The sequence below is a fragment of the Austwickia chelonae NBRC 105200 genome, from assembly GCF_000298175.1.
GTDB classification, from domain to species: domain Bacteria; phylum Actinomycetota; class Actinomycetes; order Actinomycetales; family Dermatophilaceae; genus Austwickia; species Austwickia chelonae.
Genome location: NZ_BAGZ01000020.1, coordinates 41944 through 52892, shown reverse-complemented (window position 1 = coordinate 52892; position 10949 = coordinate 41944). Strand labels below are relative to the sequence as shown.

The window sequence follows — 10949 nt, the reverse complement described above, 5'->3', positions numbered from 1 at the left end:
GCTCTCGGAGACCTCCCCGACCTGCTGGGAAGCATCTGCGGCTTCGGTGGCCGAATTCGACGCCGATTCGGCCCCGTTGGAAGCCTTCGACAGCAAGTCGTCGGCCGACCCGGTCACCCGTGAAGCGGTCTGGGAGACCTCGGCGAGCGCACCGCTCAACCGGCCCATGGCTTCGTTGAAGGCCGACGCCATGAGGGTGAATTCGTCGCGTCCGCGTTCTGGGACCCGGACGGTGAGGTCGCCGTGGGCGACATTCTGGAGTCCGTCGACCTGGGCGCGGATGGGTGCGAGGACCCGTGCGGTGAGTCGCCAGGCGAGCAGGCCGGCGACGATGAGGGCGGCTGCGGCCAGGCCGAGGACGGTCCATTGGGATCGGCGGACGTCGGCCTGGAATTCTTCACCGGCGCTGATCGAGGTCATCCCGGCGTTGATGGCTTTGTTGAGATTGCCTTCGTAGGTCTTGCGGAGGTCGCGGTTGGGGCCGAAGGCGAGTTCGACGGCTTTCGTCCGGTCGGTGGTGAACAGTTCGAGTTCGGCACGTACTGCGGTGATCCAGGCGGTCATCTCGGTGCGGATCTTCTGCACCTGGGCTTTCTGCGTGGGGTTGCCGAGTTTTTCGGCTTCGGTCAGGGAGTTGTCGATGCCTTTCCAGCGGGTGTCGACTTCCTCGCGGAATTTCTTGTCGCCGCTGATCAGGTAGCCGCGTTCGTCGGTGGCTGCGGCTTTGGCGTCGAGGGCTGCCGATTGGAGGGCTGCCACGTAGGGGACGGACACGTTGAGTTCACGTTGTCGGACGTCGGCGAGGCCGCGTACTTGGATGATCGCGGTGAGGGCGACCACGGCCGACATGAGGGCGACGACGAGGAAGGTGATCCCCAGGCGCAGGCCCATGCCGAAGGAACGGCCGCCCCCTGAGAACGCGGAATCGGCTGTGGTGGAGGGGGTCCGACGTGTCTGATCCTGGGTTGGCACATCTGCTTCATCGGCGTCTCCGCGGGGAAGATGACGCCTTTGTGGGAAATATCGCCGGTGGTCTTCCGGCGGCCGGGTCCCGGACGCGGATGGCGGCCCTGGGCAGCGGATGTGAGACGGTGAGATACGTGGACACTCAGGCCGTACTCGAGCTCATGCAGGATGTCGCCGCTCAGGTCATCACCCCGCGTTTCCGGGCGTTGGCCGGTGGTGAGGTGATGGAGAAGAAGCCTGGTGACCTGGTCACCGTCGCCGATCGGGAGGCCGAGGTCCTCATCACGGAGGCGCTGCTGGCCGACGATCCGTCCGTCCTGGTCGTCGGGGAGGAGGCGACGAGCGCCGATGACGGCCTGCTCGGTCGGCTCGCGACCGCCGATCACGCGTACACGGTCGACCCGGTCGACGGAACGAAGAATTTCGTCCATGGTCGCGCCGAACACGCGGTCATGGTGTCCGAGCTGAGGCGTGGGGAGACGGTGCGTGCCTGGATCTGGCAGCCGGAGCTGGGGCACGCCTATGTCGCCGAGCGGGGTGCCGGTGCTTTCGCCGACGGGGTCCGTCTCGGCTCGGCGTGGCCGGGCGAGGACGTCGATCCGGCGTCCTTGCGGGTGTTGACCAGCCGCCCCACCCATGAGGGGGTGCACGGCGATCTGCGGCTCGACCCGTCGGCCTGGTGTTGCGGGGTGGACTATCCGTGGGTGGTCACCGGGCGGGCGCAGGCGATCCTCTACACGAACACCTTCCCGTGGGATCACGCCCCGGGCTCCTTGTTCCTGGAGGAGACGGGCGGTGTCGTGCGCAGACCGGACGGTTCCGGTTACCGTCCGGGTGAATACCGTCCCGGGGGGCTGCTGGTGGCGGCGTCCCCGCAGGTCTGGGATGTGGTCTTCCCCCGGGTCAGGCATTTGATGCCGTGACCCTGTCGGCGTGCACACCGGTGCACGTCCGTTGTCCGTTCTGGCCGTGGTCGGCCAGTCAGCTGCGATTTCTTCGGGGGCCGTCGATGTCCCCGAGGGGAGGAATGACGATGAACGACGCCCTGAAGACGCTCCGACTGGCCATGTTGGATGTCGACGGAACGCTGCGCGACGAGAGCGGGTGGAAACCTTCCGCAGCCCGCCTGATCGAGGCCCTGCACGACGCGGGGCTGGTCGTGGCCTTGTGTTCCGGGCGTAATACGGAGTCCTTGCACGGGTCGGCCGACGAGTTCCGGCAGATCTCCTTGGTCGCGCCGTGCAGTGGGTCTCTCGTGCAGGCGCGCACCGACGACGGTTGGTCGACCTTGGCGAACCGGTCGATCAGCCCGGAGACGGTCTCCTGGATCGCGGAGCAGACGGCCGAGGCCGATATGGAGCTGTGGGCGTACACCGACGGTTCCTGGATCGTGGAGTCGGTCAACGAACGGGTGACCGCGGAGTCCCATTACGTGGGGGCCCAGGCCACGGTGGGCTCTTTCACCGACCGGGACGACATCGTGAAGATGTTGGCCTTCCCGCTGTCCCGCCGTCAGCGTCAGGTCCTCGAACGTATCGACGCCCAACGGGATCTGGCTGTCGTGCAGTCCTACCCGGGGTATTTCGACATCGTCCGGGCCGAGGCTGCGGCGACCAAGGGCGGCGACATCCTGACCGAGCACCTGGGCATCGGATGGGACCAGGTCGTCGCGATGGGCGACGGGGAGAACGACCTGGGCATGCTGAGCAAGGCGGGCGTCGCGATGGCGATGGCCCCGCTGCGGTCGACCCTGTTGGACCCGACCGGAACGGACCGGCGTCGTTTCGACTGCCCCGACCTGGCGACCGCGATCGACCACCTGGCCGGGCTGGGGGTCATCGCGGCCGGGTGAGTCCGTCCCGGAGAGGGTCGGTCGCCGGGGCGAGCTCCAGTTCGGTGTCGGCGTCGACCTCCTCCACGACGACCAGGCCTTCCAACGCCTGGACGTCCTGCGGGTCGACCAGACCGGTCAACGGCTGCCGCACCGAGGCACCCGACCAGGCCACGGCCCGTCGGACGAGGACGTCCCAGGGTTCTTCCCCGATGCCGGTGGCCACGGCGGCGGCGAGCGCGTCACCGGCCCCGGTGGAGTCTCCGTGCTGTCGTTCGGTGAGATAGGCGTGCAGGGCCGGACCGGTGGCGGGCAGCAGCAGCAGTCCTTGGTCGCCGAGGGTGATGATGACGTTCTTCGCGCCGCGTTCGCGCAGCCGCCGGGCGCCTTCCATCAGCCCGCACTCGGGGAAGAAGTCCTGCAGTTCCCACCGGTTGGGTTTGACGACGGTGGGTTCGCTGCGCAGGGCTTCGTCGAGGGCCAGCCCTGCGGCGTCGACGACGGTGGGCACGCCGTGGTCGCGGGCGAGGTCGAGGATCTTCGCGGAGGATCCGGGGCGGGAGCCGGCGGGGAGTTTCCCGGAGAAGACGAGCGCGGTGGCCGGTCCGGCGACGAGGGGTTCCAGCGCGGTGCGGAGCTGTTCCCAGGAGGACAGCGGAAGTTTCGGTCCGGGTTCGTTGAACTTGGTGACCGCCCCGGTGGCGTCGTGGACGGAGACGATGCGCCGGGACGGGCCGATGACGTCGGTGAACAGGTGCGGGACACCACGGTCGGTGAGATCGGCCAGCAGGGTCTGCCCGGAGGGCCCGCCCGCGAATCCGGTGGCCAGGGTGGGATATCCCATCGCCATCAGGATCGAGGTGACATTGACGCCTTTGCCGCCGGCTCGGGAGCGTACTTCGCCGACCCGATGGACCTCACCCGGCCTGAGCGTGTCGACCTCGTAGGAGATGTCCAACGCCGCATTGGGCGTGACGGTCAGGATCATGGGGTCTCCCCGTTTTCGGCGGCTCTGCCGGGCACCAGCTTGTTCTGCGTTTCACGCCCGAGCGAATGCAGTACGTCCTCAGGATTCTACGATGACGGACCAACTGGACGTCTGTCCGGTCCGACCGGACCCGGAGGATTTCTCCGATGTAGCGGGAAAGGAGACCCGCACCCGGTCAGGACACTCTGATCATCTTCCCGGTTACCGCGATTCGCCTCGCACAACGGTTACCGTCGACTCATGGTTCCCACGACCTTGCCCCTCCCCGAGTCCGTGACCCCGGCCGACGGCGACGGCGGGCTGCCCTGCCTGCGGGTGCGGACGTCGTCCTGCACGGGAGAGATCTACCTGGACGGCGCCACGGTGACCGGGTGGGCTCCCAGCGGCGCCGACCCGGTGCTCTTCCTCTCCCGGAAGGCCCGTTTCGCGGCAGGAACAGCGATCCGTGGCGGTGTCCCGCTGTGCGGGCCGTGGTTCGGGCGCGGCCCGGGGAACGCGAAGGAACCCGCTCACGGCATCTTCCGGATCAGCCGGTGGACGCTCACCGAGGCCCGGGAAGAGCAGGGCGCGGTGACACTCGTGCTCACTCTGGACAGCGACGGGTCCCGGGAGGAGTTCCCCCTGGGTTGTCGCGCCCGGTACGAGGTCTCCTTCGGGGAGGTCCTCGATCTGCGGCTGACGGTCACGGCCGGCCCGGCGGAGCTGCCTCTGGAGGTCGCTCTGCACACCTATCTCGCCGTGGACGACATCACCCGGGTGAAGGTCGACGGTTTCGACGGTTGTCGTTATGCCGACAAGGCCCCCGGCGGGCGGGCGGTCAACGCTCAGTACGGGCCGGTGTCCTTCGCCCGGGAGACCGACCGGATCTACGCCCATCAGGGTGAGGTGCGGGTCGTGGACGAGGCCGCCGGGCGGACCCTGCTGTTGACGAAGGAGAACTCCGGGTCGACGGTGTTGTGGAATCCGTGGCAGGCGAAGGCTGCGACGTTGACGGATCTCGACGACGACGAGTGGCAGCGGATGGTGTGTGTGGAGGCCGCCAATGTGGCACGGACGGCGCTGACCCTCGCGCCGGGCGAGTCGCACACCCTTCGGCAGACGGTCGCTCTCGACGCCCGGACGGTGTGAGTCGGCACTTCCACAGATATCCCTCGTTCTTCGCGGAGCCGACACATAGCTTGCGCCCGTAGGGTGTCCGTCGACACACATGTGACGAGGTGATGATGACGGTTCCCCACCGGGGCGGGCTCTTCCGCCGTTCCCGTCGTACCCGTTGTGCGCGCGCGGCCACCGCTGTGGTCGCGGCGGCGGCGCTGGCCCTGTCGGCGTCCCCGCCCGTGTCGGCGCTGCCTTCGGGGCTGCTCCGTCAGGAGTTCGCCGGGAGCCCGCAACCAGTCACGGTGGCCGTCGAGCCCGAAGCCGACGGGACGCCCGTCACCCTGGACGGGGCGATCTACGCGGCCCCCGATCAGGGGCGTCGACCTGCGGTGATCCTCGCCCACGGATTCGGCGGGTCCTGGAAGGACCTCGACCGGGACGCCCGGGAGCTGGCCGGGCGCGGCTATGTCGTGCTCGCCTACTCCGCCCGGGGTTTCGGACGTTCCGAGGGCCGTATCCACCTGCAGGATCCGCAGGTCGACGGGAAGGACGTGTCCCGGCTGGTCGATCTCCTGGCGTCCCGCGAGGACGTGCAGTCGGACGGTGAGGGCGATCCCCGGGTCGGTATGGCCGGTAGCTCCTACGGCGGCGCGGCCACCTTGATCGGTGGGGCTCTCGACCGGCGGATCGACGCCCTGGCCGCCGGGGTCACCTGGAACGATCTCGCCGACGCCTTCTTCCCCAGCAGTGTCGCCGCCGACCTGCCGGGTTCGGCTGCCGCGGTGGACGCGGGGCGGGCCGATGCCCCGGGCGGGGCCGGTGTCTTCAAACGCCGTTGGGCGTCGCTCTTCTTCTCCGCCGGGCTCGGTCGCAGTCGCGGCCTGTCGGTGCCCGGTGACGGCGACGGCGATGTCGCGTCCACGGTCCCGCCGCCTCCGGAGGCCTCCGACGGCGCCCAGCCGACCTCGCCGGCCGCCGGGGCGAGCCTGTGCGGGCGTTTCGACCCGGCGGTGTGCCGTCTCTTCCTGGAGACGGCACAGAGCGGCACCCCGTCGGAGGAGATGGTCGCCGAACTACGCCGCCGCAGCCCGGCCCGTACGAACGACCAGGTCACCGTGCCGACGCTGCTGGTGCAGGGGGTGAACGACTCGCTGTTCGGGTTGGATGCCGCCGATGCCAATGCCCGACAGATCTCCGCCGGGGGTGCTCCGGTCGCCGTGCAGTGGATCTCCGGGGGGCACGACGGCGGCAGGGTCCCGCCCGCTGACAGCACCTATCTGCCCTGGTTCGACACCTACCTGAAGGGTGATGGTTCCGCGCAGGAGCGGGCCGCCCGTCCGCTGCCGGGGCCGGGTTTCACCTACCCGGTGAAGGCCGGGAAACGTGGCGCCCCGGACAAGCAGGCCTCTGCGGCGTCCTATCCGGGGGTGGGCGACCGTACTCGTACGGAGACGATGCGGGTGCCCTTCACCGATGCAGGACGGTCCGGGGCGATCCTCTCCCCGCCCGGCGGTGATCCTTCCGCGGTGTCCTCGGTCCCCGGCGCCGGGGGGCCGGCTCGGGATGCGATGTCCGCCGCGGGCTACCGGCTGGCCGCCTTGCCCGGGCAGCATCTGGCCTTCGACACCGGTCCGGTGTCTTCTCCGGCCACCGTCGTCGGGTCGCCGCGGGTCCGGTTGAAGGTCACCTCGACGGCGGCCGATGCGACGCTGTTCGTGTCGTTGTGGAAGGTCGTCTCGGGGTCGCCTTCGCCGGCGAAGCAGACGGTGGCTCCGGTGCGGGTGCGGACCACGCCGGGCACTCCGACGACCGTGGAGGTCGCCCTGCCCGCGGGGACGTACGCCTTCGACCAGGGCACGACCTGGCGGGTGTTGGTCTCCTCCTCGGATTCGGCGTTCGCGACTCCGACCGATGTCCGTTCGTACACGGTGGCGCTGGCCGACGACGCCTTGTCCGTCCCGACCTTGCCGACGGTGGTCTCCGCCGAGGAGAGCTGGGACGGTGAGGTCGTCGGGTTGTTGATCGCCCTGGGTGTGCTGTCGGTGGTGGTCGGGGCCGTTGCGGCGGTGTTCGTCTTCCGCCGGCGGAGTGGTGATGCGGCACATACGCGGGAGGATCTGGCCGAGGTGCCGTTGTCGGTGTCGGGTCTGGTGAAGACCTATGCCGACGGGCATCGTGCGGTCGACGACGTGTCCTGGCAGGCCGGTCGCGGGCAGGTGGTGGGTCTCCTCGGCCCGAACGGTGCCGGGAAGACGACCACGATCCGGATGATCGTCGGTCTGATCACCCCGGATTCGGGGGATGTCCACGTCCACGGTCGTCCGGTTCATGCCGGGTCGCCGGCGTTGGCCGGGATCGGTGCGCTCATCGAGGGTCCTGGTTTCCTGCCGCATCTGTCGGGGCGGGCGAATCTGGAGGCCTACTGGGATGCGACGGGCCGTCCCCGTTCGGAGGCCTGTTTCGAGGAGGCTTTGGAGGTCGCCGCGCTCGGTGGCGCCTTGGACCGCCCGGTGAAGTCCTACAGCCAGGGGATGAGGCAGCGGCTCGGGATCGCCCAGGCCATGTTGGGGATGCCTGAGGTGTTGTTGTTGGACGAGCCGACGAACGGGTTGGATCCGCCGCAGATCGCTGCGATGCGTCCGGTGTTGCGGCGTTATGCCGAGACGGGGCGCACGGTCGTGGTGTCCAGTCATCTGCTGTCCGAGGTGGAGATGACGTGTTCGCACGTGGTGGTCATGCATCGGGGGCGGGTGGTGTTGACGGGGGCGGTGCCGGATCTGGTGGACAGTGCGGAGACGACCGTGGTGGAGCTGTCCGCCGACGCGGTGGAGGCCGAGCGGGTGGCGTCGTCGCTGCGTGGGCTGGCGGAGGTGGATGCCGTCGAGGTCGATCTCGGGGAGGGGACTCCGCGGTTGGTGGTCCGTGCGGGGCTGTCCCGTCCGGACGTGGTCGCGGCGGTGTCGGCTGCCGGTGGGCGGATTCTTTCGGTGGGGGCCCGCCGTCATCTGGAGGAGGTCTTCCTCGGGGTGATCGCTGCGGAGGATGTCGAGTCGGCACGTCAGATAAGGCCACGATGAGTACTTTTTCCCGCCGCCCGTTGGCGTGGCATGTCGAGTTGCGCAGGCAGTTGCGTCGGCGCCGCACGGTGTGGTCCTACGCCTTGTTGGTGGCGCTTCCGGTGGTCCTGGTGGTGGCCTTCTCCTTCGGGGAGCGTGACCGGTCGGGCGGGTCTGCTGCCCGTCTGGTGGATCTGGCGCAGCAGGGGTCGGCGAATTTCACGATCTTCACGGTCTTCGCCGCGGCCGATTTCCTGTTGATCGTGGTGGCGGCCTTGTTCGCCGGGGACACCCTGCCGTCGGAGGCGTCGTGGTCGTCGTTGCGTTATCTGTTGGCGGCTCCGGTGCCTCGGGCGCGGTTGTTGACGGCGAAGTTGGCGGTCGCGGTGGGGTCGATGGTGGCGGCGGTGGTCGTGCTGGTGGTCTCGGCGGTGGTGGTCGGCGGGGTGGCCTACGGCTGGGCCCCGTACACGGCGACCGGTGGGTTCACGTTGGGGTGGTCGGAGTTCCTGCCGAGGTTGTTGCTGGGTGCGGCTTGTATCGCGGTCTCTCTTCTGCAGGTGTGCGGTATCGCTTTCCTGATCGGGACGCGTACGGACTCGCCGTTGGCGGCGGCCGGCGGGGCGGTCCTGGTGACGATCGTCTCGTCGATCCTGCAGACGATAGATGCCTTGGGGGACCTACGTCATGCTCTGCCCATGGCGTATTCGCGCACGTGGTTCCAGGCTTTCAGCAGTGACATCTCATGGGTTGACATCCAGCGTGGGGCGCTGTGGTCGTCGGTATATTTCCTTGCTACGGTCGCGACGGCATATATCTTGTTCCGACGTAAGGATGTCTTGTCCTGAACCCCGCAGGATGCATCGTTCGGCGTTTTCGCCTGCCTGCTCGACGCCTTTGAGAAGGATCTCGTGTTCGTCGCCATATGCGCTCTTTTCGCGGCTGTCGCCGCTTACGGTTGGTCAGGTCTGGTTCTCGCAGCAGGTTCCCGGGAGAGCGGGAGCGCCCTGCACTCCAAGCTGTGGTGGATCGGGACGGCTCTGCAAGGTGTCGGTTTCGGTGCTTCCGTGATGGCCAGGACGGTGATGCCGCTGCTGCTGGTGCAGTCGGCGATCGCCGGTGGGTTGGCGGTCACGGCTTTCCTGGAGCATGTGACGGGGGTGCGGCGTATGCGCCCCACCGAGGCGTTCAGCGTGGGCGCGGTCGTCCTGGGGGTGATCGCGGTCGCGGTGGCGGTCGTTCCGGGGACCACTCGTCCCCCGGAGCCCAGTGACGTCGTGATCTCGCTGGGTCTGTTGGCTCTCGTGGCCTGTCTGGTGCCTTTCGCCCGGACGTCGGCGTTGTCCGGGGCGTGCTCGGGGACGTCCTTCGGGGTGGGTGCGATCTCGGCGCGTTTCCTGGTGGGCACCGATGCTCCGTGGCAGGACCTGCTGCGTTTCTGGGACTGGTCCGGGATCACCTGGGCGTTGGTGATGATGATGCCGTTGAGCATGGTGGTCGGGCAGTGGGCGTTGACCCGGGGCCTGTCCTTCGGTGCGTCGGTCGCGGCCTTGGGCAGTGACTATCTGGTGGCGACGATCGTGCCGAGTATCTTCGGGATGCTGTTGATGGGTGAGCAGATGCGGTCGGGGTTGATGCCGGTGGCCGTGGCCGGGATGGTCATGGCGGTGTGGGGCACGAGGAGGCTGCTCGTCCACCACTGACCCGCCCCACCCCGGACTGCCGGAAGTTCTCCGGATCTAGTTCTCCCGTGCGGGAACTCACCTCCTGAAGCGGTACCGGTCCGCGGGTCAGCGGTGGTACCTATGGAGGAGAGCGGCCGCAGCGCCGGCCGGGAGACCCACGGCAGGAGGCTCACCATGCGAGTCGCGGTGAAGTACGGGGCATTCGATCAGTTGCCGGTCGTCGACGAACGCGGCGGCATCGTCGGTCACTCGGCCGGGATCAGCCTGGTACGTCGACTCCTGCGGCTCTTCCCCGATCCGATCCTGGTCGGCTCCCAGGACAGGCGGGGACATGGTTTCACGGTGATGCCGTTGAGTTTCCTCGACGCCCGGGACACCCTCGTCATCAATATGGACGTCATCGACTCCGTGGCTGTCTGGCAGACCTTGCACAGTTCGGGCGCCGAACCGCTGTTGATGAATTTCGAGTGGAAAAATCCTTCCGTCTACCACCACCGGGTCAATTTCGCCGCAATGGGCTTGTCCTATGCCATGTTCCCCACCTTCTGCAATTCGTCCCGGACCGCTGAGGAAGTCCGGGAGGTGGTCCACAGATGGACCGTCCAGCCACTGGCGGAAAAAGCCCGGATCTCGTGGGCGAACCTGGGGATCAACGTCGAACGCGTCCGCCCCCGGGCTGACCCGGAGATCCCCCTCGTCCTCTACCCGGCCATTGCCATGGATGCGCGGAAACAGCCTCGTCTCTTCACCGAGATCGTCGACCGGGTCGCGCGGCGCACCCCGATCAAGGTGGAGGCCCGGCTGCACGAATCCCATCTGGTCAGCGATATCGCGATGTCCCTGTCCACGAAGGAGTACGCCTGGGTGGGGCCGTTGACCGCCACCCGGGAGGCCTATTGGGACGCCCTGGCCCGCACCACCGCCTTCCTGGCCACCGCGGACGAGGAGTCCTACGGGCTGGAGTACGTCGAGGCCATGCTGGCCGGAGCGGTGGGGATCCTGCCCGATCGGGCGTGGGCCCACGCGCTCGTCCCGGCCGACTACCCCTTCTTCTATCGCACCGTCGAGGAAGCCGAAGAGTTGCTTCTCCGGGCCGTCACCGAAACCGATCAGTGCCGAAACGAATTGGATCGGGTCGTGGAAGGGGGGTCCTTTGTCAATTGGATCAGAGGTGCGCACAATGACGACGATTTCGAACTGGCAATTGTGACGACCGTCCAAGAATGGTTCCCGTCCGACAGGAATAAGTAAGCCTTTCTTTCCGTCGATATCCCGTTATCCTCGAAAGGACGGCGTAAAACGCCGACCGGTGACGGGGGAGGCGA

General features: G+C 68.0%; 9 protein-coding genes. 7 read left to right on the top strand and 2 right to left on the bottom strand.

Translation table 11 applies throughout. The features are described from left to right. Positions 1–972 (bottom strand): HAMP domain-containing protein (locus tag AUCHE_RS13770; protein WP_040322643.1); only part of this gene is annotated, 972 nt, incomplete at its 3' end. A gap of 128 nt (positions 973–1100) precedes the next feature. Between AUCHE_RS13770 and AUCHE_RS13765 the strand changes: the two genes are divergently transcribed. Continuing rightward, positions 1101–1889: an inositol monophosphatase family protein gene (locus tag AUCHE_RS13765; protein ID WP_006503931.1), complete on the top strand. Its 789-nt coding sequence runs from the start codon at positions 1101–1103 to the stop codon at positions 1887–1889. A 110-nt stretch (positions 1890–1999) separates the two neighbouring features. Continuing rightward, on the top strand, positions 2000–2818 hold the full coding sequence (locus AUCHE_RS13760) for an HAD hydrolase family protein (RefSeq protein WP_006503930.1): 819 nt from the start codon (positions 2000–2002) through the stop codon (positions 2816–2818). Here AUCHE_RS13760 and AUCHE_RS13755 read toward each other — a convergent pair. Next, positions 2802–3785, bottom strand: a complete 984-nt coding sequence (locus AUCHE_RS13755; protein WP_006503929.1) for a 1-phosphofructokinase family hexose kinase — start codon at positions 3783–3785, stop codon at positions 2802–2804. The two genes, AUCHE_RS13760 and AUCHE_RS13755, sit on opposite strands and share 17 nt — an antisense overlap. Before the next feature lie 240 nt (positions 3786–4025). Between AUCHE_RS13755 and AUCHE_RS13750 the strand changes: the two genes are divergently transcribed. From AUCHE_RS13750 to AUCHE_RS13730, 5 genes are all read left to right on the top strand, one after another. Continuing rightward, a complete protein-coding gene (locus AUCHE_RS13750) occupies positions 4026–4913 on the top strand; it encodes a D-hexose-6-phosphate mutarotase (RefSeq protein WP_006503928.1) in 888 nt (295 codons plus the stop codon). A gap of 95 nt (positions 4914–5008) precedes the next feature. Next, positions 5009–7960, top strand: a complete 2952-nt coding sequence (locus AUCHE_RS13745; protein WP_006503927.1) for an alpha/beta fold hydrolase — start codon at positions 5009–5011, stop codon at positions 7958–7960. Beyond that, a complete protein-coding gene (locus AUCHE_RS13740) occupies positions 7957–8787 on the top strand; it encodes an ABC transporter permease (RefSeq protein WP_006503926.1) in 831 nt (276 codons plus the stop codon). Before AUCHE_RS13745 ends, AUCHE_RS13740 begins: the two co-directional genes overlap by 4 nt. Before the next feature lie 63 nt (positions 8788–8850). After that, on the top strand, positions 8851–9642 hold the full coding sequence (locus tag AUCHE_RS13735) for a hypothetical protein (protein ID WP_006503925.1): 792 nt from the start codon (positions 8851–8853) through the stop codon (positions 9640–9642). A 156-nt stretch (positions 9643–9798) separates the two neighbouring features. Continuing rightward, complete coding sequence (locus tag AUCHE_RS13730; protein ID WP_006503924.1) at positions 9799–10875, top strand: hypothetical protein; 1077 nt, start codon at positions 9799–9801, stop codon at positions 10873–10875. The last annotated feature ends 74 nt before the right edge of the window (positions 10876–10949 follow it).